The organism is Streptomyces sp. ASQP_92, from assembly GCF_025399895.1.
GTDB lineage: Bacteria > Actinomycetota > Actinomycetes > Streptomycetales > Streptomycetaceae > Streptomyces.
In genome coordinates this window covers 133,313-158,912 of sequence record NZ_JAODUA010000003.1, presented here as the reverse complement: position 1 = coordinate 158,912, position 25,600 = coordinate 133,313, and the positions used below count along the sequence as shown (strand labels likewise).

The following is a 25,600-nucleotide window of genomic DNA, read 5'->3' as shown; positions in this document are numbered from 1 at the left end:
TATTTCGCTCCTCCTCGATGCGCACCGGAGCCGCCCCTAGGCTCGCCTCACGCTGCGTGATCATGCCCGCCCGAGCCCGATCACCCGAGCCCGATCAGGAGCGCGATGTCCGACAGCCACCAGCAGCCGGCCCACTCCCCCGGCACCGGCGAAGGCCCCGACCCCACCTCCGGATCGTCGCTGCTGCTGTGCGGGGCGAGGCTCGCCGACGGGCGCACCGTGGACGTGCGGCTCGGCGGCGGCCGCATCGAGGCGGTCGGCACCGTGGGCAGCCTCGCCGCGCAGGGGGCGTCCCGCGTCGACCTCAACGGCTTCCTGCTGCTGCCCGCCCCGGTCGAGCCGCACGCCCACAGCGACACCGCCCTGACCGCCTTCGGCTCGGAGGGCCCGGTCTCGTACGCCGTCGAGGAGGTCCAGCGCCGGGCCACCGAGGCCGCCCTGCTCCAGCTCGGCCACGGCGCCACGGCGCTGCGTTCGCACGTACGCATCGACGAGGTCGGCGGGCTCGATCCGCTCGAAGCCGTGCTCCAGACCCGGCGCTCCCTGCGCGGACTCACCGAGCTCGCGGTGGTCGCCGTGCCGCGGCTCCTGACCGGGGTGGCGGGCGCGGACGGGCTCGCCATGCTGCGCGACGCGGTCAAGATGGGCGCCTCCGTGGTGGGCGGCTGCCCCGATCTGGACGCCGATCCGGCCGGCTACGCGGAGGCCGTCCTGGAGCTCGCCGCCGAGCACGGCTGCGCGGTCGACCTGCACACCGACGGCGCCGATCCGGCGCGCCTGGCCCGGCTCGCGGCGATGTCCGGCGGGCTGCGCCCGGGTGTCACGATCGGCCCGTGCGGCGGCCTCTCGCGCCTTCCGCGCGACACTGCGGCCCGCGCCGCCGACCAACTCGCCTCCGCCGGCGTCACGGTGACGTGCCTGCCACAGGGCGGGTGCGGCATGACGGACCGTCAAGGCGCCGCCCCCGTACGCCTGTTGAGGGCGGCCGGGGTCCGACTGGCCGCCGGGAGCGGCGCGTTGCGGGACGCCGCCAACCCGGTCGGCCGGGGCGACCCGCTGGAGGCCGCCTATCTGCTCGCCTCCCAGGCCGGCCTGCGCCCCGAGGACGCGTACGCCGCGATCAGCACGGTGGCGCGGGAATCCATGGGCCTGCCCGAGGTACGCGTCGAGGCGGGCTTCCCCGCCGAGCTCCTCGCGGTACGCGGCGAGCGCATCGCGGGGGTCCTCTCGCTCGCCTACAGCCGCATCGTCATCCACCGGGGCCGGGTGGTGGCCCGCACCAGCGCGGTGCGCGAGTACTGCGACTCGGCCGCGGCGGTCGCCCTCGACCTGCCGCGCCAGGGGCGCTCCGAGCACGGGCGCGGCGAGCCCGGCTGACCCGCCGCCGGCGCTCCACCGGCGTGCCGCTCCATCTCCGCGTACCGTCGTGACCATGGGCATTGTCATCGCTGGAGGTCATGGTCAGATCGCGCTGCGCCTCGAACGCCTGCTGGCGGCGCGGGGCGACGAGGTCGCGGGAATCATCCGCAAGCCCGAGCAGGCGGACGATCTGAGAAGGGCCGGCGCGGAGCCGGTGGTCCTGGACCTGGAGTCCGCGACGGTGGACGCCGTCGCCGAGGTGCTCCGGGCCGCCGACGCGGTGGTGTTCGCGGCGGGCGCGGGCCCGGGCAGCGACCCTTCCCGCAAGGAGACGGTGGACCGCGCGGCGGCCGTACTGCTCGCGGACGCGGCGGAACGGGCGGGCGTGCGGCGCTACGTCATCGTGTCGTCCATGGGCGCGGACAGCGCCCACCGGGGCGACGAGGTCTTCGACGACTACCTGCGCGCCAAGGGCGCCGCCGACGACGCCGTACGCTCCCGCGCGAGCCTGGACTGGACGGTCCTGCGCCCCGGAATACTGACCGACGACGCCGGCAAGGGCCTGGTCACCCTGGCCGCCTCTACCGGCCGCGGCACGATCCCGCGCGACGACGTGGCCGCGGTCCTGGCCGAACTCCTCGACACCCCCGCCACGGCGGGCCTGACCCTGGAACTGATCAGCGGCTCGACGCCGGTGGTGGTCGCGGTCAAGGGGGTGGCCGGGAACTGAGCCCGGCAACGAAGAAACCCCCTTCCTCCAGCGTTTCCGCGGGAGGAAGGGGGTTTCACCCAGTGTGGCGGCGCCAGGATTCGAACCTGGGTAGGCAGAGCCGACGGATTTACAGTCCGTTCCCATTGGCCACTCGGGCACACCGCCATGGGATGTCGCCGTTGGATTCCCGCTTTTCGGCGGTGCTCCGTGGCAACGACGTAAACGATACCCGATGCCCAGGGGTGGTTCGCCACCCCATTGATCAGCGCTGTGCCGGGCGGCGGGTGACTAGGCTTTGGGGCGGTGGTTCGGCAGTGGGGCCGGGTCGCCACGCGCTCGGCCGCAGGCCCGGCGCACCCGACACACACCCCGAACCAAGGAGCCACAGGACATGGCCGACTCCAGTTTCGACATCGTCTCGAAGGTCGAGCGGCAGGAGGTCGACAACGCCCTCAACCAGACCGCGAAGGAGATCTCGCAGCGCTACGACTTCAAGGGCGCGGACGCCTCGATCTCGTGGTCCGGCGAGAAGATCCTGATGCAGGCGAACGGCGAGGAGCGCGTCAAGGCGATCCTCGACACCTTCCAGACCAAGCTGGTCAAGCGCGGTATCTCGCTGAAGGCGCTGGACGCGGGCGAGCCGCAGCTCTCCGGCAAGGAGTACAAGATCTTCGCCTCGATCGAGGAGGGCATCTCCCAGGAGAACGCCAAGAAGGTCGCCAAGGTCATCCGCGACGAGGGCCCCAAGGGCGTCAAGGCGCAGGTGCAGGGCGAGGAGCTGCGCGTCTCCTCGAAGAGCCGCGACGACCTCCAGGCCGTCCAGGCCCTGCTCAAGGGCAAGGACTTCGACTTCGCGATCCAGTTCGTGAACTACCGCTGACCCCGCTCGCTCCGCCCGCAAGCCCCCGGACGTCCTGTCCGATTTCCGCCAGCGGCGCGGGGGCGAGGGTCGCAGACTCGGTGTCGTACGCAAGGAAGGAAAGGTGCGATGACGCTCTACGCGACCCTCGACAGCCCGTTGGGCGAGCTGCTGCTCGTCGGCCAGGAGGCGCCCGGCGCGCCGGGCGGGACCGCGTTGGTCTCGCTCTCCGTGCCGGGGCAGAAGGGCGGCGCGGTCGTCCAGGACGGGTGGCGGCGGGCGCCCACGGCGTTCGCCGGGATCGCGGCGCAGCTCGCGGCGTACTTCGCGGGCGAGCTGAACCGTTTCGACATCGGGTACGCGCCCGGCACGCCCGGCACCGCCTTTCAGCGGCAGGTCTGGGCCGAGCTGGAAGCGGTCCCGTATGGGACGACGGTCTCGTACGGTGAGATCGCCCGGCGGATCGGCGCGTCCTCGGTGAAGGTGCGGGCGGTGGGCACCGCGATCGGGCGCAATCCGCTGCTCGTGGTGCGGCCCTGCCACCGTGTGATCGGCTCCGACGGATCGCTGAAGGGCTATGCCGGCGGTCTGGAGCGCAAGCGGGTGCTGCTCGGGCTCGAAGGCGCCCTCGCGCCATGAGTGAGGGCCTTTTCCGGCTGCCTCGGCCCGCGCGGGTCGAGGTCGCGCCCGGCGCGGTCCACCTGCCGGGCTGGCTCACGCCGGAGCAGCGCCACGAGCTGGTCACGGCCTGCCGGGACTGGGCACGCGGACCCGTTCCGATCCGCCACACCGTGCTGCCCAACGGCGGTGTGATGTCCGTGCGGTCGGTGTGTGTCGGCTGGCACTGGCAGCCCTATCGCTACACCCGCGTCGCCTCGGACGTGAACGGGCTGCCCGTGGCCCCGTTCCCCGACTGGCTCGGGGCGCTGGGGCGTACGGCGGTGGCCGCCGCGTACGGCGACGAGGAGGCGGCCGCCCGCTACTCCCCCGACACCGCGCTCATCAACTTCTACGACGGCGCCGCCAAGATGGGGCTGCACCAGGACAAGGACGAGCGGTCGTCGGCGCCCGTGGTCTCGTTCAGCATCGGGGACAGCTGCGTTTTCCGCTTCGGCAATGCCGAGCATCGCGGACGGCCTTATACGGACGTCGAGTTGGCCTCCGGTGACCTGTTCGTCTTCGGCGGGCCCTCCCGGTTCGCGTACCACGGCGTCCCCAAGGTGCTGCCGGGGGCGGGCGACCCGGAGGCCGGTCTTGCCCGGGGCCGGCTGAACATCACCCTGCGCGAGACCGGGCTCGATGAAGGGATTTGAGGGACGCCAACTCCCTTGTGCGTACGGTCCGTTGGTCAGCGGCTGCGGGAATGGCCGAACAGGATGCGGTAGATGATGAGCAGGACCAGCGAGCCGCCGATCGCCGCGCCCCAAGTGGCCCCGTCGTAGAAGTGGTTGGCGATCGGGCGGTCCAGCCAGCGGGCCGATATCCAGCCGCCGACGAACGCTCCCGCGACGCCTATGAGGGTGGTGCCGATCAGGCCGCCCGGGTCGCGACCGGGGAGCAGGATCTTGGCGATGGCCCCGGCGAGCAGGCCGAGGATGATCCAGCTGACGATGCCCATGCCGGGAACCCGCCTTTCGTACGTGCGCGCTCGGCGGGGCATCTGCTGTATTGCGTAACCCCGCAACCGTTCGGTTCGTACGGGAAGACGCCCCCGCGGCGCCGGCGGTTGCGTACCTGGTCAGGGAGGCCGGGCAGGGACACGGCCGGGTGGCTCAGCGCGCGGCGAACGGCTGGTCCGTGCGGACGATCTCCTTGCCGAGCGGCAGCAGCGACACCGGGATCAGCTTGAAGTTGGCGATGCCGAGCGGGATGCCGATGATCGTGACGCACAGGGCGATGCCGGTGACGATGTGGCCCAGCGCCAGCCACCAGCCGGCCAGGACCAGCCACAGGACGTTGCCGACGCAGGAGGGCGCGCCCGCGCCCGCCCGGTCGACGACGGTGTGGCCGAACGGCCAGAGGGCGTATACGCCGATCCGGAACGCGGCTATGCCGAACGGGATCCCGATGACCGTGATGCACAGCAGCACGCCCGCCAGCAGGTAGCCGAGGAACATCCAGAAGCCGCACAGGATCAGCCAGATGATGTTCAGGATGGTCTTCATGGGCGGCGACCTGCCATGTGTTCGAGTCGGGCGATGCGTTCCGCCATCGGCGGGTGGGTCGAGAACAGTTTGGACATTCCCTGACCGGGGCGGAAGGGATTGGCGATCATCATGTGGCTGGCCGTCTCGATGCGGGGCTCGGACGGCAGCGGGAGCTGCTTGGTGCCCGCGTCGAGCTTGCGCAGCGCGCCGGCCAGGGCCAGCGGGTCGCCGGTGAGCTGGGCGCCGGAGGCGTCGGCCTCGTACTCGCGGGAGCGGCTGATCGCGAGCTGGATCACCGAGGCCGCGACCGGGCCCAGGATCATGATCAGCAGCATGCCGACGATGCCCGGGCCCTCGTCGTCGCTGGAGCGGCCGACCGGGATCAGCCACGCGAACTGGACCAGGAACATGATCACCGAGGCGAGGGCGCCGGCGACCGAGGAGATCAGGATGTCCCGGTTGTAGACGTGGCTCAGCTCATGGCCGATCACGCCCCTCAGCTCGCGCTCGTCGAGTATCCGCAGGATCCCGTCCGTGCAGCAGACCGCCGCGTTGCGCGGGTTGCGGCCGGTGGCGAAGGCGTTGGGCGCCTGCGTCGGCGAGATGTAGAGGCGGGGCATGGGCTGGCGGGCCTGGGTGGAGAGCTCGCGGACCATCCGGTAGAGCTCCGGGGCCTCGAACTCGCTGACCGGGCGCGCCCGCATGGCCCGCAGGGCGAGCTTGTCGCTGTTCCAGTAGGCGTAGGCATTGGTGCCCAGCGCCACGAGGACGGCGACGATCAGCCCGGTACGGCCGAAGAAGCCTCCGATGACGATGATGAGCGCGGACAGTCCTCCGAGGAGGACCGCGGTCCTCAGCCCGTTGTGCCGGCGGTGCACGGTACGCCCTCCAAAGTGGTGCGGCGGGGAGCCCTTCGCGGGTGGTCCTTCCACGTTCCAGTGGACTCTCCCGTACTGGTCAACGCCAGGCGGGGGACGCTGGTTCCCTTGTGCGCGCTGGAGGGCGCGTTGGGCCGTACGGGTCGGGTCAGCGCGGGGCGGGCAGCCCGGCCATCTCCAGCGCCTTGGGATCGGGCTCCAGCTCGCTGGTGCAGTGTGAGCAGCGGGTCGCGATGCCGGGGATCTGGGAGTAGCAGCGCGGGCAGTCGCGCAGCGCGGCCTTGATGTCGACGGGCTTGTCCTTGTCCCGCCGGTCGAAGCGGGCCTGGACCTTCATCATGGGCACGACGACCACGAAGTAGAGCACCGCCGCGGTGATCACGAAGGCGATGGCCGCGCCGACGAACTTTCCGTAGGGGAAGGTCACGCCGTCGACGGAGAAGGTCGCCGCGCTGAAGTCGCCGGTCGAGCGGGTGGCGAGGCCGATGAGCGGGGTGATGAACGCGGTGCTGAAGCCCGTGACGACCGCGGTGAACGCCGATCCGACGGCCAGACCGACGGCCATCGTCACTATGTTTCCGCGCAGGATGAAGTCCTTGAACCCGCTCAGCACCGCTCTGCTCCCTGTGGGGTGTCGTCCTGGTCCGCGCCGTACGCGCGTGCCTGTCGTGATGTGCGCGTACGACAGTGCCTTCTCAAGGCCGCCCGTACCAAACCGTGCGCCGTCGCCAGGCTCGCCAGAGCGCCCGGGCGCGCGCAAGGGAGCACTCCCCCACGGCGCGGGGCCGGCTCAGAACAGGGTCACCGACGCGAAGTGCAGGGCGAGTTGGGGCAGGCCCGACAGGACCACACCGGCGACCGCGGTGAGCGCGATGGCGAGCGTGAGGGGCGCCGGGATCCCGGCTCGCGCGGTCCCGGAGGGCTCCTCGGCCCCCTCGGGCGCCCGGAACAGGATCGCGGTCCAGCGCAGGTAGTAGTAGAGGGCGACGACGACGTTGACCGCCATGACCACGGCGAGCCAGCCGAGGCCCGCGTCGACGGCCGCCGAGAAGACGGTGACCTTGGCGAACAGGCCGATGATGCCCGGCGGGAGCCCGGCCAGACACAGCAGGAAGAAGGCGAGTGCGAGGGCGGCCAGGGGGCGCTCGGCGTACAGGCCCCGGTAGTCGGCGAGGCGGTTCAGCGGCTTGCCGCGCGCGACCAGGGCGGCGACGGCGAACGCGCCCAGGTTCACCACGGCGTACATCAGGGCGTAGGCCACGGTCGCGCCGACCTGGTGGTCGCTGGAGTACGCGGCGGCGGCGATCGGCACCAGGAGGTAGCCGGCCTGTCCCACCGACGACCAGGCGAGCAGCCGTACCGCGCTGTGGGCGCGCGTCGCCGACTGGCGCAGGGCGGCCGCGTTGCCGAGGGTCATGGTGAGCGCGGCGAGCACCGCGAGGGCCGGGCCCCACACGTCGGCGTAGGCGGGGAAGGCGACGACCGTCACCAGGATGAGCCCGGAGAAGCCGACCGCCTTGCCGACGACGGAGAGATAGGCGGCGACCGGCAGCGGCGCGCCCACATAGGTGTCGGGCACCCAGAAGTGGAAGGGCGCCGCGGCCGTCTTGAAGGCGAAGCCCACCAGCGTCAGAACCACGCCGGTCTTGGCGACGGTGCCCAACTGGCCGGGAACGTCGGCGAGTTTGGTGGCGATCTCCGTGAGGTGCAGGGTGCCGGTCGCCGCGTACACGAAGCTGACGCCGAGCAGCATCACGGCGGTCGCGGTGACCGACGACAGGAAGAACTTCAGGGCCGCCTCGGAGGACAGCCGGTCGCCGCGCTTGAGGCCGACCAGCGCGAAGGCGGGCAGCGAGGCGACTTCCAGGGCGACGACGAGGGTGGCCAGGTCGCGTGCGGCGGGCAGCAGGGCCGCGCCGGCCGCCGAGGACAGCAGCAGGAACCAGAACTCGCCGGCCGGGAGCTTCTCCTCGGTGTCCCGCATCGAGAGCAGCGCGGTCAGCAGGGCGCCGCCCAGGACCAGGGCCTGGATGACGAAGGCGAACTGGTCGACGGTGTAGCTGCACGCGTCGGGGTTGGCGGTGAGGCAGAACGTGGAGCGGCCGCCGCCCCGCAGCGGCACGAGCGCGGCGAGGGCCGCCGCCAGGCCGGCCAGGGTGATCCAGCCGAGCAGCGGCTTGCGGGCGGGCGGCAGGAACAGGTCGGCGAGCAGCACGACCAGGGCGACGGCCGCGGCGATCAGGGGCGGCGCGATCGCGACCCAGTCGACGGACTGGACCAGGCTTGCGGTGCCGGCCGCCGCGGTGGTGACGTCGGGGGTCACGACTTGCCTCCTGCGAGGAGCTTCTGGACGGCCGGGTCGGTGAGGCCGAGGAGGACCGCGGGCCAGAGCCCGGCGAGGACGGTGAGCGCGACGAGCGGGCTCCAGGCGGCGAACTCGTAACCCTGGACGTCGGCGAGCGGGGGGCCCTCGGCCGGTTTGTCGCCCATGCAGACCCGGCGCACCACGACCAGCAGATACGCGGCGGTGAGCAGGGTGCCGAGGGCGGCGATCGCCACGAAGGTGAGGAAGGCGGGGCGGCTGAGGCCGGGTGCCGGGTCGAAGGCGCCGAACATGGCGAGCATCTCGCCCCAGAACCCGCCGAGTCCGGGCAGTCCGAGCGAGGCGACGGCGGCGAAGGCGAGCAGGCCGCCCAGGCGCGGGGCCCGGCCGTAGAGGGCGGCTCCGGTCACGCCGGCCAGGGTGTCGAGGTCTGCGGTGCCGTAACGGTCCTTGAGGGCGCCGACCAGGAAGAACAGCAGGCCGGTGATGAGGCCGTGGGCGATGTTGGCGAACAGCGCGCCGTTGACGCCGGTGGGGGTCATCGACGCGATGCCGAGCAGCACGAAGCCCATGTGGCCGACGGAGGAGTACGCGATGAGCCGCTTCAGGTCGCCCTTGTTGCCCTGCTTGGCGAGCGCGAGACAGGCCAGCGAGCCGTAGATGATCCCGGCGACCGCGAAGGCCGCCAGATAGGGCGCGAAGGTGTGCATGCCGTGCGGGGCGATCGGCAGCGCGATGCGCACGAACCCGTAGGTGCCCATCTTCAGGAGCACACCGGCGAGCAGCACCGAGCCGACGGTCGGTGCGGCGGTGTGGGCATCCGGGAGCCAGCTGTGCAACGGGAACATCGGGGTCTTGACCGCGAGCCCGATCCCGATCGCCAGAACGGCGATGACCTGCACGGACGTGGTCAGCCCGCGGCCGTTGTCAGTGGCGAGTGCCACCATGTCGAACGTGCCCGACTTGAGCCCGATGAGGAGCAGGCCGAGCAGCATGACGACCGAGCCGAGCAGCGTGTAGAGGATGAACTTCCAGGCGGCGGCGCCTCGTTGGGCCCCGCCCCAGCGGGCGATCAGGAAGTACATCGGGATGAGGACCGTCTCGAACGCGAGGAAGAACAGCACGAGATCGAGAACGGCGAAGGTGGCGAGGGTGCCGGACTCGAGCACGAGCAGGAGCGCGACGAACGCCTTCGGGGACGGGCCCGTCGGCATCTTGAAATAGCTGTACAGCGCGCAGAGGAAGGTCAGCAGCGCGGTCAGGACGAGGAGGGGGAGGGAGATGCCGTCGGTGCCGAGGTGGATGTGGACGTTGAGCGCCGGGATCCACTGGATGTCCGTGGTGGCCTGCATCGTCGACGGGTGGCCGTGGTCGAAGCCGAGCGCGAGGACGATCGCGGCGAGCAGGATCACGCCGGTCACGGTCACGCCGTGGCGCAGCACGGCCTGTTCGGGGCTCTTGCCGCGGAGGCCGGGCGGGGCGGGGAGCAGTGCCGCCACCGCGCCGATGAGGGGCCCGACGACGATGAACGCCAGAAGGAACTGCATCACGGACTCGCTGATATCGATCACGGCTCAGGACCCCGCGGTGACGTTGGCAAGGACGACCACGGCGGCCGCCAGGACGAGTGAGCCGGCGAGCAGAGCGCCGAGGTAGCTCTGCACATTGCCGGTCTGCGCCCGGCGCACGGCCCGCCCGAGCAGGCGCGGCACCGCGCTCGCACCGCTCACGTACGTCTCGACGACCTCGCGGTCCAGGAAGCGGACCAGGGTGGCCGCCGCGAGCACGGGGCGGACGAACAGGGCGTGGTAGGCGGCGTCCAGGTGGAAGCCGGTGGCCGCGTGGCGGTGCAGCGGGCCGAGCAGGAGACGGCCGGGGTCGGCCGGGTCGGGGGCGGACGCGATGTTCCCGTAGACCTGGGTGTGGCTGGCGATGGCCTCTTCCTCGACCTGGCCGCCGTCGCCCTCGGGGTGGGCGGCGACGGCGCCCATCGGCGTGGCGGCCGCCAGCGCGGAGGTGTGGCGCCAGGCCGCGTAGGTGACGAGCCCGCCGACCAGGGCGACGCCCGTGGACAGCACGGCGGTGGTGACGGAGGGGGTGAGGGCCTGCCCGTCGAACCAGTCGCCGAGGCGGCCGGTGGTGAGTCCGAACGCGATGGAGGGGATGGCGAGCACCCACAGGACGGCGTTCATGACGACGGGCTGCTTGCCGTGGTCGGGGGCCTTCGCTCCCCTGCCGCGGAAGGTCAGCAGCCACAGGCGCATCGCGTACGCGGCGGTGAGGAGGGCGGTGAGCAGTCCGGCGATCAGCACGATCCAGCCGGCACCGGAGGGGGCGATCCGGCTCTCACCGAGCGCGGTGTGCTCGGCGGCGGACAGCACGGCCTCCTTGGAGAAGAAGCCGGCGAAGGGAGGGATCGCGGCGAGCGCGAGCAGGGCGACGGTCATCGTCCAGTACGCGTCGGGAATGCGCTTGGCCAGGCCGTCCATGCGGGACATGGCGGTCAGCGAGTTGGTGCCGGCGGCATGGATGACCACGCCCGCGGCGAGGAAGAGCAGCGCCTTGAAGGCGCCGTGCGACAGGAGGTGGAAGACGGCGGCTCCGCGGTCACCGACGGCCAACGCGCCCGACAGATAGCCGAGTTGACCGATGGTGGAGTACGCGAGGACGCGCTTGATGTCGTCCTGGGCAAGGGCCGCGAGGCCCGAGCCGACCATCGTGAGCGCGGCCATCACGGCGAGCACGGTCATCGCCGCGGCCGAGGCGGCGAAGACGGGCAGCAGCCGGGCCACGAAGTAGATGCCGGCGGCGACCATCGTCGCGGCGTGGATCAGCGCGGAGACCGGGGTCGGGCCGGCCATCGCGTCGGGCAGCCAGGTGTGCAGCGGGAACTGGGCGGACTTGCCGGCCACCCCGGCGAGCAGCAGCAGGGCGATGAGGGTGGGGTGGGCGATACCGCCGGTCAGGGCGGCCTGGACGACGCCGGTGATACGGAACGTACCGGCGTCGGTGGCGAGCGCGAACAGACCGATCAGGAAGGGGACGTCGCCGAGCTTGGTGACCAGGAAGGCCTTCAGGGATGCGGCACGCGCCTCGGGCGTCTCCCAGTAGTGGCCGACCAGGAAGTACGAGCAGATGCCCATGATCTCCCAGCCGACCAGGAGCACCATCAGGTCGCCGGAGTAGACGACGAGCAGCATCGCGGAGGTGAACAGGGAGACGAGCGCTGCGTACGAGGTGTAGCGCGGGTCGTCGCGCAGATAGCCGGTCGAGTAGAGCTGCACGCAGGTGGCGACCAGGCCGACCAGGACGGCGACCAGGGCCGCGAACCCGTCCAGGTGGAGGGCGAGTTCGATCGGTACGGAGCCGGTCGGGGTGAGCCGGGTGGCCGCGTCGATCGCCTTGCCGCCGCCCTGGTCGACGGCGACGACCACGGCGAGCACGAACGCGGCGAAGGTCGGCAGCACCGCGAGCGGGCGCACGAAGCCCGGCGCCCGGCGGCCGAGGAGCAGGCCGGCCGCCGCGCCCAGGAAGGGAAGGAGGGGAACGAGGACGGCGAGGGTCGTGGTGGTCACGCGGCGGCCTCAGCCTTCTGCGCCGGGGCGGCGGGGTCTTCGGGGTCCGCCGGGTCGGGGCCGGAGCCCTCGGCGGTGTCGCGGAGCTTGTCGATGTCGGCCGTGCCGCGGTTGCGGTACACCGCGAGCACGATCGCCAGGCCGATGCCGATCTCGGCGGCGGCGATGGCGATGGTGAACAGGGTGAGCGCCTGTCCCGCGTGGAGGCTGTCGCGCAGCCACACGTCGAAGGCGACGAGGTTGAGGTTGACCGCGTTGAGCATCAGCTCGACGGACATCAGGACCAGGATCGCGTTGCGCCGCGCGAGCACACCGTAGAGACCGACGCAGAACAGGAGGACGGCGAGCACGGCGGGATAGGCGAGGTGCATCAGCGCGACTCCGTCTCACGGGGGGCGGCGACGCCGGTGCCGGGCGTGCCGGTGGCCGGGGCGGCGCCGGTGCCGGGCGTGCCGGTGGCCGGGCTGCCGCCGATTGCCGGGGTGTCGCCGATTGCCGGGGTGTCGCCGATTGCCGGGGTGTCGCCGATTGCCGGGGTGTCGCCGATTGCCGGGGTGTCGCCGATTGCCGGGGTGTCGCCCGGGGCGCTCTTGCGGGACAGCACGATCGCACCCACCAGGGCGGCCAGCAGAAGCACGGACAGCGCCTCGAACGGCAGCACCCAGTGCCGGAAGAGGATCTCGCCGGACACCTTGGTCGAGCCCTGGGCGGGCCCGCCGAAGTCGATCCAGCTCGTGCGGAAGGCGTCCACCACGACCCACACCAGGGTCCCGGCGGCGGCGACGGCCACCGCGAGGGCGACCCAGCGATTCCCGGAGTCGGCGTCCGGGGAGCGGCCGATGGGAGCCCGGGTGAGCATCAGACCGAACAGGAGGAGCACCACGATCGAACCGACGTAGATGAGGACCTGCACCCAGGCGATGAACTCGGCGGTGAGCAGCAGGTATTCGACGGCGAGGCCACCGAGCGCCACGACCAGCCACAGGGCGGCGTGCACCAGCTGCTGGGTCGTGACGGTCATGACGGCCGCGCCGAGCGTGGCGATGCCGACGAGCACGAAGGCGATCTCCACACCGGTCGGCGACAGGAAGCCCTGGGGCGCCGTGAGGGCCGCCTGGGCCAGGATCGCGCTCATGCCCGACCTCCCTCGAGGCCCGGGTCCCGGCCGGGGCCGGTGGGCCCGTCGCCATCCCCGGCCTGCGCGGCTTCGGAGCCCTGCGCGGCTTCGGAAGGCTGCCCAGCTGCGGAAGCCTGCGCTGCCTCGGCCGCCTGTGCCGCCTCGGCCGCCTGCGCGGCGGCCAGCTTGTCGGCCGTCTTGCGGGCGGCGGCGAACTCCTTCGGCTCCTCGGCGCCGGGGTCGAGCGCGGGCGGGGCCGGGACCGTCCACATCCAGTCGCGCAGCTTGTCGCGCTCGTGGGTGAGTTCGTGGATGTCCGTCTCCGCGTACTCGAACTCCGGGGACCAGAACAGCGCGTCGAAGGGACACACCTCGATGCAGATACCGCAGTACATGCAGAGCGAGAAGTCGATGGCGAAGCGGTCGAGGACGTTGCGGCTGCGTTCGCGGCCGCCCTCGACGGCGGCCGGGACCGTCTCCTTGTGGGAGTCGATGTAGATGCACCAGTCGGGGCACTCGCGGGCGCACAGCATGCAGACCGTGCAGTTCTCCTCGAACAGGCCGATCACGCCCCGGCTGCGGGGCGGGAGTTCGGGCTGGACGTCGGGGTACTGCGCGGTGACGGTCTTCTTCGTCATCGTGCGGAGCGTCACGGCGAGGCCCTTGGCGAGGCCGGAACCGGGGATGGGCATTAGCTGATCGCCACCTTCACGATGCCGGTGAGCGCGATCTGCGCGAGGGCGAGCGGGATGAGCGTGGTCCAGGCGAGCTTCTGCAACTGGTCCTCGCGGAGCCGGGGATAGCTGACCCGGAGCCAGATCACGACGAAGGCGAGCACGGCCGTCTTGAGCAGGGTCCACACCCAGCCCAGACCGTCGGCGCCCCACGGGCCGTGCCAGCCGCCCAGGAACAGGACGGTGGTCAGACCGCACAGGACGACGATGCCGGCGTACTCGGCCAGCAGGAACAGCGCGAAGCGCAGCCCCGTGTACTCGGTGTACGCGCCGAAGATGATCTCGGAGTCGGCGACGGGCATGTCGAACGGCGGCCGCTGGAGTTCGGCGAGGCCCGCGACGAAGAAGACCAGCGCGCCGACGATCTGCCAGGGCATCCACCACCAGTGGAAGGCGTTGAGGATGCCGGGCAGCGAGACCGTGCCGGCCGCCATCGCCACGGAGGCGGCGGCGAGCAGCATCGGCAGCTCGTAGGCGAGGAGCTGGGCGGCGGTGCGCAACCCGCCGAGCAGCGAGAACTTGTTGGCCGAGGCCCAGCCCGCCATGAGCGAGCCGAGCACGCCCACGCCCATCACGGCGAGCACGAAGAAGATGCCGGCGTCGACGACCTGGCCCACCGCGCCCTCGCCCGGGCCGATCGGGACGGCCACCAGGACGAGGAGGTAGGGCAACAGGGCGACAGCGGGCGCCAGTTGGAAGATGCGACGGTCGGCGGCGGCCGGTACGACATCCTCCTTCTGGGCGAACTTCACGCCGTCCGCGACGAGTTGGGCCCAGCCGTGGAAGCCGCCTGCGTACATGGGGCCGAGCCGGCCCTGCATGTGCGCCATCACCTTGTGCTCGGTCTGCCCCACGACGAGCGGCAGGACCAGGAACACGACGAAGACGACGACCAGCCTGAGGGCGACGTCGAGTGCGTCATTCACGCGGCTCGCCTCCGGCGGGGTCGGTTCGTTCGGCGGAATCGGTTCGTTCGGCTTCACCGGTTCCGGCGTCCGGGGCGTCCTCGGCCCCGGGCTCCTCTTCGGCGAAGGCGGGTTGGGGGTTGTGCCAGGGGGCGTCCGTGCTGCGCGACCGGGGCGGCGCGGCGGGCTGGGCCTTCGCGTCCCCGCCCTGCTGCGAGGCGGACCCCTCGCTCGCACTCCGGCTCCGCCGAAGGCGAGCGGCCGGGGCATCCGACGCCTCGGGGGACCCGGTTGCCTCGGGTGCCCCAGGGGCGGCCTTGCCCTCAGGGGCCTCCGGGGCAGGCGGCCCGACCTCCGGGGCTTCCGGGACCACCGGGGCCTCCGGGGCGGCCTGGACCGCCGGGGTTTCCGGGGTGGCCGGGGTTTCCGGGACCACCGGCGTTTCCGGGGGCGCGGGAGTGCCGGACGCCTCCGGGGTCGCCTGGGAAGCCGAGCCCTCCGTCACGCTCCGGGCGCGCCGGACCGGCCGGTCGCCCGCGGCCCGTGCCGGGCGTTCGGCGGCGCCGGCGCCTGCCGCACGCGGGGTGCGGGTCGGGCGGGTCGGGGCGGGGGGAAGCTGGCCCTTCAGGGGGCCCCATTCGTTCGGGTCGGGGACGCCGGGCGGAAGCATCTGGCGGCGCTTGGGGCCGCCGTGGGCCGCGCCCGCCGCGGGCTCCCCGGGCTCCTTCGCGCCGGGCCACGCCTTGGCGACGCGGGCCGCGAGCACGAAGTCCTTGCGCAGGGGGTGCCCCTCGAAGTTCTCCGGCAGGAGCAGCGGCACCAGGTGCGGGTGGCCGGTGAAGTCGACGCCGAACATCTCGTGGGTCTCGCGCTCGTGCCAGGCAGCGCCCGCGTAGACGTCGATGGCGGAGGGCAGCACCGCGGCCGTGTGCGCGACGGTCGTGCGCAGCAGCAGTCGGCGGACCCGGCCGCCGCCGAGGGCGACGACATGGGCGCAGACGCGGAAGCCCGTGCCGGGTTCGTCGACCGCGCTCAGCCAGTCGAAGTAGGTGCAGCCCAGCGCGTCGCGGGCGACGAGGAGGGCGTCGATCCAGGAGTCGGCGGGCACGTCGACGGTGAGCAGCCCGTAGGCCTCCTCCGCCATGGCCTCCGCGCCGAAGATCTCGGCGACGCCGTCGGGCAGGCTGTCGTACGCGCTCACGCCCGGCCCTCCCCGGGGGTGGGCGGCGCGGCCACGAGCCCGCTGGTGAGCTGGGCCGGGGTGGCCGCGTTGGCGTACCGCTCGCCGAGCGACTCGCGGGCGATCTTCTCCTGGAGCTTGAGGATGCCCTGGAGCAGCGCCTCGGGCCGGGGCGGGCAGCCGGGCACGTACACGTCGACCGGGATGATCTGGTCCACACCCTTGGTCACCGCGTACGAATCCCAGTACGGGCCGCCGCAGTTGGAGCAGGCGCCGAAGGAGATGACGTACTTGGGCTCGGGCATCTGCTCGTAGAGCCGCTTGACCGCGGGCGCCATCTTGTCCGTCACCGTGCCGGAGACGATCATGAGGTCGGCCTGGCGCGGCCCCGGCGCGAAGGGGATCACGCCGAGCCGGATGAAGTCGTGGCGGGCCATGGAGGCCGCGATGAACTCGATGGCGCAGCAGGCGAGGCCGAAGTTGAAGACCCACAGGCTGTAGCGGCGGCCCCAGTTGAGGACCACCTTCATCGGCTCGGGGGCCAGGCGCGAGAGCACGCCCAGCTTCTTCGGCTCGGGCAGCAGCACGGGCTGCGAAGCGGGTCCGGGAGTCGTCACGTCCATTCCAGGACGCCCTTCTTCCATGCGTAGAGCAGTCCCACGGCCAGGAAGCCGAGGAAGATGAACATCTCGACGAGGGTGGTCGCGCCGTATCCCGGGGCCGCGAAGACGGTCGCCCAGGGGAAGAGGAAGATCGAGTCGACGGCGAAGATCACGTACAGGAAGGCGTAGACGTAGTAGCGGACCTGGGTGTGGGCCCAGCCCTCGCCGACCGGGTCGACGCCGCACTCGTACGTCAGGAGCTTCTCCGGTGTCGGCACGACCGGCCGCAGCAGCCGCCCGGCCCCGAAGGCCACGGCGACGAACAGCACGCCGACGACGGCGAGCAGGCCGACGACCGCATAGCTGTGGAAGTAGTCGGCAGCCAACACCGGCATCTGGCGCACGGTCGGTTCCGGCACGTCGCGCCCCTCGCTCCCTGGCCTCGATGATCTCGTCGCGCCCTGTTCGACGCTGTGTACGGACGGGAGTCTAGGCCCTGCTAAGGGGGCCCTTGGCAGGCGCGTCTCACGGTGTGGGCCACGTGTGGGCCACGCTTGGGCCACGGGGGTGGGGTTTTCCCCCGTACAAGAGGGTGCGGCACCCCATGGCGCCGCCGATCTCGGCCCGGCACGCTTGGCACCATGACCAGGACCCTCCGCGAGCAGCAGCGGTACGCAGCAGAACAGCCAGGCGGTCCCGCCGGTGACGAGCGGGCCCACCCGCCCGCCGCGCGGTTCGCCTACGAGCGGGGCACCTGGAAGGAGGTCGCGCACCTCCTGACCAACTTCCCCATGGGGCTGACCGGCTTCATCTATGTCGTCGTGATGGTGGCGCTCGGCGCCGGCCTGTCGGTGACCGTGGTCGGCCTTCCGCTGCTCGCCACCGGCCTGCTCGGCGCGCGCCAGCTCGGCAAGGCGGAACGCGCCCGGGCCCGGGCCCTGTTGGGGGTGCGGATCGAGGAGCCCACCCCGATCCCCGCGAGCCCGAGCAAGCACGGCGGCTTCTTCCCCTGGCTGTGGACGAGCCTGCGGGACCCGGTGGCCTGGCGCAACGTGCTGTACGAGTTCGTGCGGCTGCCCTGGGGGATCCTCACCTTCACGGTGACCCTGCTCTCCCTCTTCCTCGCGTGGCCAGTGCTCGGCTTCATCGCGCGGGGGCTCACCAACGCCGACCGCATGATGGTGCGCGCGCTGCTCTCGCCCTCCGACAGCCTGGAGCGGCGGATCGCCGAGCTGGAGTCCGACCGGGGGGTGGTCGTGGACACGGCCGCCGCCGATCTGCGGCGCATCGAGCGCGATCTGCACGACGGCGCGCAGGCGCGTCTGGTGGCGCTGGCCATGGGGCTCGGCCTCGCCAAGGAGAAGCTCCTGGAGGACCCGGACACGGCGGCCGCGATGGTCGACGAGGCGCACGGAGAGGTGAAGCTGGCCCTCCAGGAGCTGCGCGACCTGGCCCGCGGCATCCATCCCGCGGTCCTCACCGACCGGGGCCTGGACGCGGCCCTGTCCTCGGTCGCCTCCCGCTGCACGGTCCCGGTCAAGGTCGCGGTCGACCTGCCCGGGCGGCCCGCCCCGGCCATCGAGGGCATCGCGTACTTCACCGTCTCCGAGCTCCTCCAGAACGTCAGCAAGCACAGCCGGGCGCGGAACGCCTCGGTGGAGGTGTGGCGCAGTGCGGACCGGCTGCTCATCCAGGTCGAGGACGACGGCGTGGGCGGTGCGCGCCTCGACGGCGGGACCGGCATGGCGGGTCTGGCCGAGCGCCTCGGCGCGGTGGACGGGCTGCTCGTGCTCGATTCGCCGGTCGGCGGGCCGACCGTCGTCACGGCCGAACTGCCGTGGCGGGACCGGGGCCCCCAGGACTCACCGGAGGGCCGGGGGTAGGGAAAACCCCCGGCCGAAGAGGGTGACCGGCCGCATGGTCGGGGACGCCCGCACAGGCCAAGCTGGTGTGCACAGGGGGCGGCGCGGAACACCACGGCCGCGCATCGACGCGAGGGACGGACAGGACGATGAGCATGGACACCGATCACGGGTACGGCGTGGCGCGGACGGCGCGGCCGCGGCGACACCTGGTTCCGCCGGTGCTGCGCGCACCGCTCGAGGGCCGCACCTTCCGCGAGTTCGGCTATCTGCTGCTGAGCCTGCCGATCAGCATCGTGCTGTTCTGCTGGGCGGTGACCGCGGTGTCGCTGAGCGCCGGCCTGCTGATCACTTTCATCGGCATCCCGCTCATGGCCGTGGCCCTGATGGGCTGCCGGGCGTTCGGCGTGATGGAGCGGGCCCGGGCGCGGGCGCTGCTCGGGGTCGACATCGCCGAGCCGCGGCCGGTGCGCTCGCGCGGCGGTCTGATGTCGTGGATCGGCGGGGTCCTCAAGAGCGGCGTCTCCTGGCGCCACCTGCTGTACTCGGTGCTCCACTTCCCGTGGGCGATCTTCGCCTTCTGCACGACGCTGACGCTCTGGACGACCGGCTGGACCCTGTTCACGTACCCGGTGTGGCAGTGGGTGTTCCCGATGTACGCGGGCCAGGCCGGCCTTCAGCTCTACGGGGACGACCACCACACCGTCTACCTCGAATCGCCGGGTGAGATCGCCCTGACCTCGGCGGCCGGCCTGCTCATCACGCTGGTCGCGCCGTGGCTGATCCGCGGTTTCGCCGCGGTGGACCGGCTGATGGTGGTGGGGCTGCTCAGCCCCTCGCGCCTTGAGGAGCGGGTCACGGAGCTGGAGTCGGACCGCGGGGTCGTGGTGGACACCTCGGCGGCGGACCTGCGCCGCATCGAGCGCGATCTGCACGACGGCGCGCAGGCCCGTCTGGTGGCGCTCGCCATGGACCTGGGTCTGGCGAAGGAGAAGCTGACCGAGGACCCGCACGCGGCGGCCCGGATGGTCGACGAGGCGCACGGCGAGGTGAAGGTGGCCCTCCAGGAGCTGCGCGACCTGGCCCGCGGCATCCACCCGGCGGTCCTCACCGACCGGGGCCTGGACGCGGCCCTGTCCTCGGTCGCCTCCCGCTGCACGGTCCCGGTGCAGGTGGAGGTGGACCTGCCGGCCCGGCCGGTCCCGGCCATCGAGGGCATCGCGTACTTCACCGTCTCCGAGCTCCTCCAGAACGTCAGCAAGCACAGCGGCGCGAGCCGGGCCACCGTGGATGTGTGGCGGGCCGGCGACCGCCTGATGCTCCAGGTCGCCGACAACGGGCGGGGCGGCGCGGACGTCTCGGCCGGGTCCGGTCTCGCGGGGCTCGCCGAGCGCCTGGACGCGGTGGACGGCATCCTCGCCGTCGACTCCCCGCCCGGCGGCCCCACCACGATCACGGCCGAACTGCCCTGGCGGGCCTAGCCCTTACGGCGGCCCGGCGAGGCCCCCCTCCTCCCTCCGACCCCTCGTCCCCGTAAACCCGGGGTCGGGGGGTTTTTGCCTGGCGCGGGCGGATTCCTGGCCGGATGCTGAGATGCTGGATCGGCACAACGCCATGGCTTGCACAGAGCTGTGGGGCACGCGCCCGACGGGTGCGCGCCTGAGGAGCAACGAGGCCCAGGGGGGCTGCAGAGTCGTGGAGGACAGGGTGCGGGTGGTCATCGCCGAGGATTCGGTACTGCTTCGGGAGGGCCTGACCCGGCTGCTGACCGACCGGGGCCACGACGTCGTCGCGGGAGTGGGCGACGGGGTGGCGCTGGTCAAGACCGTGGGAGAGCTCGCCGACCAGGGCGCGCTGCCCGATGTCGTGGTGGCGGACGTGCGGATGCCGCCGACCCACACCGACGAGGGGGTGCGCGCGGCGGTGCACTTGCGCGCCCTGTATCCGGGGATCGGCGTCCTGGTACTCAGCCAGTACGTCGAGGAGCAGTACGCGACCGAACTGCTCGCCGGGTCGAGCCGGGGTGTCGGCTATCTGCTCAAGGACCGGGTCGCCGAGGTGCGGGAGTTCGTGGAGGCCGTGGTGCGGGTCGCCCGGGGCGGCACCGCCCTGGACCCCGAGGTCGTGGCGCAGCTCCTGGGCCGCAGCCGCAAGCAGGACGTCCTCGCCAATCTGACCCCGCGTGAGCGGGAGGTGCTGGGGCTGATGGCCGAGGGGCGGACGAACTCGGCGATCGCCAAGCAACTGGTCGTCAGCGACGGCGCCGTCGAGAAGCACGTCAGCAACATCTTCCTGAAGCTGGGGCTCTCGCCGAGTGACGGGGATCACCGTCGTGTACTCGCGGTGTTGACCTATATCAATTCATGACCACCTGCCACCCTGTCGAGGATCGAGCGGAACCCAGCCGACGGGGTCGAAACTCGGTCACCGGGCCGGATCGAGTCACCGCTCGCGGGGCTTCCGACACGTGCGACCCAGAACCGGAGAAGGATCGCTGGGCGTGTTAACAGAAGGGGCCGGGGGGCGAGGGCATCGTGGCACTACAGGGCAGTAAGGCGTCTCAAAAGAGCGTCCAACATATGAGCGGTCCAGGGAAGGCCACCCTTACCGACGTAGGGTGGGCCTTGGCGCTACCGGTCGGCCGGATGCGCCCGAGCAGCCCGCCCGAGGGAGGTCCAGTTCAGTGACCAGCCAGGTCAGTAGCCCAGCCGAGCAGACCGACGGAGCCGATGAGGCCGTCGTCGGGGAGCAGCGCAGGCCCGCCGGCGAGAAGGAAGTCCGCCGCCTCGACCGGGTCATCATCCGTTTCGCGGGTGACTCGGGTGACGGCATGCAGCTCACCGGTGACCGGTTCACGTCGGAGACGGCGACGTTCGGAAACGACTTGTCGACGCTGCCGAACTTCCCGGCCGAGATCCGGGCGCCTGCCGGAACGCTGCCCGGGGTGTCCAGCTTCCAGCTCCACTTCGCCGATCACGACATCCTGACGCCGGGCGACGCCCCGAACGTCCTGGTGGCGATGAACCCGGCGGCGCTGAAGGCGAACCTGGCGGACGTGCCGCGCGGCGCCGAGATCATCGTGAACACCGACGAGTTCGCCAAGCGCGCGATGGCCAAGGTCGGCTACGACACCTCTCCTCTGGAGGACGGCTCGCTGTCGGCGTACAACGTGCACCCGGTGCCGTTGACGACGCTGACGATCGAGGCGCTCAAGGAGTTCGGGCTCTCCCGCAAGGAGGCCGAGCGCTCGAAGAACATGTTCGCGCTGGGCCTGCTGTCCTGGATGTACCACCGGCCCACCGAGGGCACGGAGAAGTTCCTGCGGACCAAGTTCGCGAAGAAGCCGGAGATCGCCGAGGCGAACGTGGCGGCGTTCCGGGCGGGCTGGAACTTCGGTGAGACCACCGAGGACTTCGCGGTCTCCTACGAGGTCGCCCCCGCCACCAAGGCGTTCCCCGCGGGCACGTACCGCAACATCTCCGGGAACCTGGCCCTGTCGTACGGGCTGATCGCGGCGGCCCAACAGGCCGATCTGCCGCTGTACTTGGGCTCGTACCCGATCACCCCGGCCTCCGACATCCTGCACGAGCTGTCACGGCACAAGAACTTCGGGGTGCGCACCTTCCAGGCGGAGGACGAGATCGCCGGGATCGGCGCGGCCCTGGGCGCGGCGTTCGGCGGCTCGCTCGCGGTCACCACGACCTCGGGCCCGGGCGTGGCGCTGAAGTCCGAGGCGATCGGTCTCGCGGTCTCCCTGGAGCTGCCGCTGCTGATCGTGGACATCCAGCGCGGCGGCCCCTCGACGGGACTGCCGACCAAGACCGAGCAGGCCGACCTGCTCCAGGCGATGTACGGACGCAACGGCGAGGCCCCGGTCCCGGTGGTCGCGCCGAGGACGCCCGCGGACTGCTTCGAGGCGGCGATGGAGGCGGCCCGGATCGCGCTGGCCTACCGCACCCCGGTCTTCCTGCTCTCCGACGGCTACCTCGCCAACGGCTCCGAGCCGTGGCGGGTGCCCGAGACCGATGAACTCCCGGACCTGCGCGTGCAGTTCACCACCGGACCCAACCACACCCTGGCCGACGGCACCGAGGTGTTCTGGCCCTACAAGCGGGACCCGGAGACCCTCGCCCGCCCCTGGGCGGTGCCGGGCACGCCGGGTCTGGAGCACCGGATCGGCGGCATCGAGAAGCAGGACGGCACGGGCAACATCTCCTACGACCCGGCCAACCACGACTTCATGGTCCGTATCCGCCAGGCGAAGATCGACGGCGTCGAGGTCCCCGACCTGGACGTGGACGACCCCGACGGCGCCCGCACCCTGGTCCTCGGCTGGGGTTCGACGTACGGGCCCATCACCGCGGCCGTGCGCCGGCTGCGCGCCCAGGGCGAGCCCATCGCCCAGGCCCATCTGCGCCACATCAACCCCTTCCCGAAGAACCTCGGCGAGATCCTGGCGCGCTACGACAAGGTCGTCGTGCCGGAGATGAACCTCGGCCAGCTCGCCACCCTGATCCGCGCCAAGTACCTGGTCGACGCCCACTCCTACAACCAGGTCAACGGCATGCCGTTCAAGGCCGAGCAGCTCGCCACCGCTCTCAAGGAGGCCATCCATGCCTAACGCGAACGAGCTTTTGCAGCTGGTCCCCAAGGCCGAGGGCAAGCAGTCCATGAAGGACTTCAAGTCCGACCAGGAAGTGCGCTGGTGCCCGGGCTGCGGCGACTACGCGATCCTGGCCGCCGTGCAGGGCTTCATGCCCGAACTCGGCCTGGCCAAGGAGAACATCGTCTTCGTCTCCGGCATCGGCTGCTCCTCCCGCTTCCCGTACTACATGAACACCTACGGGATGCACTCCATCCACGGCCGCGCCCCGGCCATCGCGACCGGCCTGGCCTCCTCGCGCCGGGACCTGTCGGTGTGGGTGGTCACCGGCGACGGCGACGCGCTGTCCATCGGCGGCAACCACCTCATCCACGCGCTGCGCCGCAACGTCAACTTGAAGATCCTGCTGTTCAACAACCGGATCTACGGCCTCACCAAGGGCCAGTACTCCCCGACCTCCGAGGTCGGCAAGATCACCAAGTCGACGCCGATGGGCTCCCTGGACGCGCCCTTCAACCCGGTCTCCCTCGCCATCGGCGCCGAGGCCTCGTTCGTGGCGCGCACCGTCGACTCCGACCGCAAGCACCTCACCGAGGTGCTGCGCCAGGCGGCCGAACACCCCGGCACCGCGCTCGTGGAGATCTACCAGAACTGCAACATCTTCAATGACGGCGCCTTCGAGGCCCTCAAGGACAAGGACCAGGCGGAGGAGGCCGTGATCCGCCTGGAGCACGGACAGCCCATCCGCTTCGGCGCGGACGCCGCCAAGGGCGTGGTCCGCGACCAGGCCACCGGAGACCTCAAGGTCGTCCCGGTCACCGCGGACAACGAGGCCGACATCCTGGTCCACGACGCGCACAGCGCCTCGCCCACCACGGCGTTCGCCCTGTCCCGCCTCGCCGACCCCGACACCCTGCACCACACCCCGATCGGTGTGTTCCGCTCGGTCGACCGCCCGGTGTACGACACCCTGATGGCCGACCAGTTGGACACCGCGATCGAGCAGAACGGCAAGGGCGATCTCGCCGCGCTGCTCGCGGGCAAGGACACCTGGACGGTCGTCGGCTGAACCGGCTCCCCGCCCGGGCCTACCCCGGCCCCCCGCATGAACCGTGTGCCCGGCCGAGGTCTCGCGGACTTCGGGCCGGGCACACGCGTTTTCCGGTGCCACCGCGCGGGAGCGGACGCCCGAACCACCTCAACCCGTCCAACTCGCCGCACCTACACGGAAGTTGACTCCTTGGCCGCGTCATAGGCGGCCCGGGCGCGCTCTACGTCGGCCATCCGCACCCCGGTCCAGCGGGCCAGCGCCCGTACCTGCTCGGCGGCCTCGCGCCCGAGCTCGGTCATCGAGTAGTCGACGCGCGGCGGGATGACCGGCTTCGCGTCGCGCCGCACGAAGCCGTCGCGCTCCAGCGTCCGAAGAGTCTGGGCCAGCATCTTCTCACTCACCGCGGCGACCTTGCCGATCTCGCGCCGCAGCTCGCTGAACCGGTACGGCCGGTCGAGCAGCGCGTCCAGGACCAGCACGCCCCAGCGGCTGGTGACGTGCTCCAGAACGAGCCGATGCGGACACATGGCCTCCCGCCGCTCCTCGCGTGCTCCCCGGTCGTCCCGCTCACTTACTCCCATACCAGTACCTTACTTCAAAGTGGGTACTTACGCCGAGTTAGCGCTAACCGTAAGGTGGCAACCAGAGCACCTCACACCCCCCGCACAGAAGGAGCACCCCATGAGCATCGTCGTCACCGGAGCCACCGGATCGCTCGGCCGTCTCGTCGTCGAGGAGCTGCTCGCGCGGGTTCCCGCGAGCGAGATCGTCGCGGTCGTACGCGACAAGGAGAAGGCCGCCGCCCTCGCCGCCCGGGGCGTGGAGCTGCGCGTCGCCGACTACAGCGAGCCCGCCACCCTCGCCGGGGTCTTCGAGTCGGGCGACCGGGTCCTGCTGATCTCGGGCAGCGAGGTCGGGCGCCGGGTGCCGCAGCACACCGCGGTGATCGAGGCGGCAAAGGCGGCGGGCGTGGCGCAGCTCGCCTACACCGGCATCCTGGGCGGCCCGGACGCCGACTTCACGCTGGCGGACGAACACCGGGCGACCGAGCGGCTCATCCTGGACTCGGGCCTGCCGTACACGTTCCTGCGCAACGGCTGGTACACCGAGAACTACACCGCCAACCTCGCGCCGGTCCTGGCGCACGGCGCGGTGGTGTCCAACGCGGGCGAGGGCCGGGTGGCCTCGGCGGCCCGGGCCGACTACGCGGCGGCGGCGGCCGAGGTGCTGACCGGCGAGGGCCACCTGGGCCGGGCGTACGAGCTGAGCGGGGACGTGGCCTGGTCCTTCGCCGAGTACGCGGCCGAGTTCGCGGCGGCCTCCGGCAAGCCCGTCACCTACCGCCCGGTCACCGCGGAGGCCCACCTCGCGGTACTGACCGAGGCGGGCGTGCCCGCGCCCTTCGCGGAGATCCTGGTGGACGTGGACCACGCCATAGAGCGGGGCCGCCTGGCCGCCACCCCGGGCGACCTGTCCCGCCTGATCGGCCGCCCGACGACGCCGCTGTCGGTCTCGCTGCGGGACGCGTCGGCCGCGTAGGGCCACGGCCTCGTACCGCTGGGTGGGGCGTCAGTACCGTATCCCGGTACGGGCATGACACCGCGGCCCCTTCGGCGCTACCTTCTGGTGGAGCGAGCGCGCACAGGGAGGGCCAGTGGCCAAGGAGTCGGCGGGACAACAGCGGACCGGACTG

At 71.7% G+C, this 25,600-nt stretch carries 26 protein-coding genes and 1 tRNA gene; 11 read left to right on the top strand and 16 right to left on the bottom strand.

Going from position 1 to position 25,600, the window contains the following annotated elements; all coding sequences use genetic code 11:
* Window positions 1–105 precede the first annotated feature (105 nt).
* Complete coding sequence (locus N4G70_RS10180) at window positions 106–1,377, top strand: amidohydrolase family protein (protein WP_261712235.1); 1,272 nt, start codon at window positions 106–108, stop codon at window positions 1,375–1,377.
* A gap of 55 nt (window positions 1,378–1,432) precedes the next feature.
* Entirely contained in the window at window positions 1,433–2,089 is a 657-nt protein-coding gene (locus N4G70_RS10175) for an SDR family oxidoreductase (protein ID WP_261712233.1), read from the top strand.
* Window positions 2,090–2,154: 65 nt separating this feature from the next.
* Here N4G70_RS10175 and N4G70_RS10170 read toward each other — a convergent pair.
* Window positions 2,155–2,236: transfer RNA gene (locus N4G70_RS10170), tRNA-Tyr, on the bottom strand.
* Window positions 2,237–2,462: 226 nt separating this feature from the next.
* On the opposite strand from N4G70_RS10170, the gene N4G70_RS10165 reads away from it, so the two are divergent.
* The 3 genes from N4G70_RS10165 to N4G70_RS10155 all read left to right on the top strand — a co-directional run bounded on the left by N4G70_RS10165 (window position 2,463) and on the right by N4G70_RS10155 (window position 4,243).
* Complete coding sequence (locus tag N4G70_RS10165; protein ID WP_261712232.1) at window positions 2,463–2,951, top strand: YajQ family cyclic di-GMP-binding protein; 489 nt, start codon at window positions 2,463–2,465, stop codon at window positions 2,949–2,951.
* 108 nt (window positions 2,952–3,059) lie between these two features.
* Window positions 3,060–3,569: a methylated-DNA--[protein]-cysteine S-methyltransferase gene (locus tag N4G70_RS10160; RefSeq protein ID WP_261712231.1), complete on the top strand. Its 510-nt coding sequence runs from the start codon at window positions 3,060–3,062 to the stop codon at window positions 3,567–3,569.
* The gene (locus N4G70_RS10155) at window positions 3,566–4,243 is read left to right on the top strand and encodes an alpha-ketoglutarate-dependent dioxygenase AlkB (protein WP_261712229.1); all 678 of its coding nucleotides are present in this window, start codon (window positions 3,566–3,568) and stop codon (window positions 4,241–4,243) included. The genes N4G70_RS10160 and N4G70_RS10155 overlap by 4 nt, the downstream gene beginning before the upstream one ends.
* Before the next feature lie 35 nt (window positions 4,244–4,278).
* Here N4G70_RS10155 and N4G70_RS10150 read toward each other — a convergent pair whose 3' ends face one another.
* The 14 genes from N4G70_RS10150 to N4G70_RS10085 form a co-directional block, all read right to left on the bottom strand.
* On the bottom strand, window positions 4,279–4,548 hold the full coding sequence (locus N4G70_RS10150; RefSeq protein ID WP_261712228.1) for a GlsB/YeaQ/YmgE family stress response membrane protein: 270 nt from the start codon (window positions 4,546–4,548) through the stop codon (window positions 4,279–4,281).
* A 154-nt stretch (window positions 4,549–4,702) separates the two neighbouring features.
* Window positions 4,703–5,095 (bottom strand): YccF domain-containing protein, encoded by a 393-nt coding sequence (locus N4G70_RS10145; protein WP_261712227.1) that lies wholly within the window; start codon window positions 5,093–5,095, stop codon window positions 4,703–4,705.
* Window positions 5,092–5,955, bottom strand: coding sequence for a zinc metalloprotease HtpX (gene htpX, locus N4G70_RS10140; RefSeq protein WP_261712226.1), 864 nt, complete (start codon window positions 5,953–5,955; stop codon window positions 5,092–5,094). The genes N4G70_RS10145 and htpX overlap by 4 nt, the downstream gene beginning before the upstream one ends.
* A gap of 148 nt (window positions 5,956–6,103) precedes the next feature.
* The gene (locus tag N4G70_RS10135) at window positions 6,104–6,568 is read right to left on the bottom strand and encodes an MscL family protein (protein WP_261712225.1); all 465 of its coding nucleotides are present in this window, start codon (window positions 6,566–6,568) and stop codon (window positions 6,104–6,106) included.
* A gap of 177 nt (window positions 6,569–6,745) precedes the next feature.
* Window positions 6,746–8,278: an NADH-quinone oxidoreductase subunit N gene (locus N4G70_RS10130; protein WP_261712224.1), complete on the bottom strand. Its 1,533-nt coding sequence runs from the start codon at window positions 8,276–8,278 to the stop codon at window positions 6,746–6,748.
* Window positions 8,275–9,849 carry a NuoM family protein gene (locus tag N4G70_RS10125; RefSeq protein ID WP_261712223.1) on the bottom strand — a complete coding sequence of 525 codons (1,575 nt, stop codon included), beginning with the start codon at window positions 9,847–9,849 and terminating at the stop codon, window positions 8,275–8,277. The genes N4G70_RS10130 and N4G70_RS10125 overlap by 4 nt, the downstream gene beginning before the upstream one ends.
* Window positions 9,850–9,852: 3 nt before the next feature.
* Entirely contained in the window at window positions 9,853–11,853 is a 2,001-nt protein-coding gene (locus N4G70_RS10120) for an NADH-quinone oxidoreductase subunit L (RefSeq protein ID WP_261712222.1), read from the bottom strand.
* Entirely contained in the window at window positions 11,850–12,224 is a 375-nt protein-coding gene (gene nuoK, locus N4G70_RS10115; RefSeq protein ID WP_120721937.1) for an NADH-quinone oxidoreductase subunit NuoK, read from the bottom strand. Before nuoK ends, N4G70_RS10120 begins: the two co-directional genes overlap by 4 nt.
* On the bottom strand, window positions 12,224–12,988 hold the full coding sequence (locus N4G70_RS10110; protein WP_261712221.1) for an NADH-quinone oxidoreductase subunit J: 765 nt from the start codon (window positions 12,986–12,988) through the stop codon (window positions 12,224–12,226). Before N4G70_RS10110 ends, nuoK begins: the two co-directional genes overlap by 1 nt.
* Window positions 12,985–13,662, bottom strand: a complete 678-nt coding sequence (locus N4G70_RS10105; RefSeq protein WP_261712220.1) for an NADH-quinone oxidoreductase subunit I — start codon at window positions 13,660–13,662, stop codon at window positions 12,985–12,987. Before N4G70_RS10105 ends, N4G70_RS10110 begins: the two co-directional genes overlap by 4 nt.
* On the bottom strand, window positions 13,662–14,630 hold the full coding sequence (locus N4G70_RS10100; RefSeq protein WP_261712219.1) for a complex I subunit 1 family protein: 969 nt from the start codon (window positions 14,628–14,630) through the stop codon (window positions 13,662–13,664). Before N4G70_RS10100 ends, N4G70_RS10105 begins: the two co-directional genes overlap by 1 nt.
* Window positions 14,623–15,810 carry an NADH-quinone oxidoreductase subunit C gene (locus N4G70_RS10095; protein ID WP_399034853.1) on the bottom strand — a complete coding sequence of 396 codons (1,188 nt, stop codon included), beginning with the start codon at window positions 15,808–15,810 and terminating at the stop codon, window positions 14,623–14,625. Before N4G70_RS10095 ends, N4G70_RS10100 begins: the two co-directional genes overlap by 8 nt.
* Window positions 15,807–16,412: an NADH-quinone oxidoreductase subunit B gene (locus N4G70_RS10090; protein ID WP_261712218.1), complete on the bottom strand. Its 606-nt coding sequence runs from the start codon at window positions 16,410–16,412 to the stop codon at window positions 15,807–15,809. Before N4G70_RS10090 ends, N4G70_RS10095 begins: the two co-directional genes overlap by 4 nt.
* On the bottom strand, window positions 16,403–16,786 hold the full coding sequence (locus N4G70_RS10085; RefSeq protein ID WP_100578212.1) for an NADH-quinone oxidoreductase subunit A: 384 nt from the start codon (window positions 16,784–16,786) through the stop codon (window positions 16,403–16,405). The genes N4G70_RS10090 and N4G70_RS10085 overlap by 10 nt, the downstream gene beginning before the upstream one ends.
* Window positions 16,787–17,032: 246 nt before the next feature.
* Here N4G70_RS10085 and N4G70_RS10080 point away from each other — a divergent pair, with 246 nt between their 5' ends.
* The 5 genes from N4G70_RS10080 to N4G70_RS10060 all read left to right on the top strand — a co-directional run bounded on the left by N4G70_RS10080 (window position 17,033) and on the right by N4G70_RS10060 (window position 23,925).
* Window positions 17,033–18,274, top strand: coding sequence for a sensor histidine kinase (locus N4G70_RS10080; protein ID WP_261712216.1), 1,242 nt, complete (start codon window positions 17,033–17,035; stop codon window positions 18,272–18,274).
* A gap of 134 nt (window positions 18,275–18,408) precedes the next feature.
* Entirely contained in the window at window positions 18,409–19,734 is a 1,326-nt protein-coding gene (locus N4G70_RS10075) for a sensor histidine kinase (RefSeq protein WP_261712215.1), read from the top strand.
* A gap of 226 nt (window positions 19,735–19,960) precedes the next feature.
* Entirely contained in the window at window positions 19,961–20,620 is a 660-nt protein-coding gene (locus N4G70_RS10070; RefSeq protein ID WP_261712576.1) for a response regulator transcription factor, read from the top strand.
* A gap of 316 nt (window positions 20,621–20,936) precedes the next feature.
* On the top strand, window positions 20,937–22,874 hold the full coding sequence (locus N4G70_RS10065) for a 2-oxoacid:acceptor oxidoreductase subunit alpha (protein WP_261712214.1): 1,938 nt from the start codon (window positions 20,937–20,939) through the stop codon (window positions 22,872–22,874).
* Window positions 22,867–23,925 carry a 2-oxoacid:ferredoxin oxidoreductase subunit beta gene (locus N4G70_RS10060; RefSeq protein WP_261712213.1) on the top strand — a complete coding sequence of 353 codons (1,059 nt, stop codon included), beginning with the start codon at window positions 22,867–22,869 and terminating at the stop codon, window positions 23,923–23,925. Before N4G70_RS10065 ends, N4G70_RS10060 begins: the two co-directional genes overlap by 8 nt.
* 152 nt (window positions 23,926–24,077) lie before the next feature.
* Here the strand turns inward: N4G70_RS10060 and N4G70_RS10055 are convergent, their stop codons facing one another.
* Entirely contained in the window at window positions 24,078–24,488 is a 411-nt protein-coding gene (locus N4G70_RS10055) for a helix-turn-helix domain-containing protein (RefSeq protein ID WP_261712212.1), read from the bottom strand.
* 100 nt (window positions 24,489–24,588) lie between these two features.
* Here N4G70_RS10055 and N4G70_RS10050 point away from each other — a divergent pair, with 100 nt between their 5' ends.
* Window positions 24,589–25,446, top strand: a complete 858-nt coding sequence (locus tag N4G70_RS10050; RefSeq protein ID WP_261712211.1) for an SDR family oxidoreductase — start codon at window positions 24,589–24,591, stop codon at window positions 25,444–25,446.
* The last annotated feature ends 154 nt before the right edge of the window (window positions 25,447–25,600 follow it).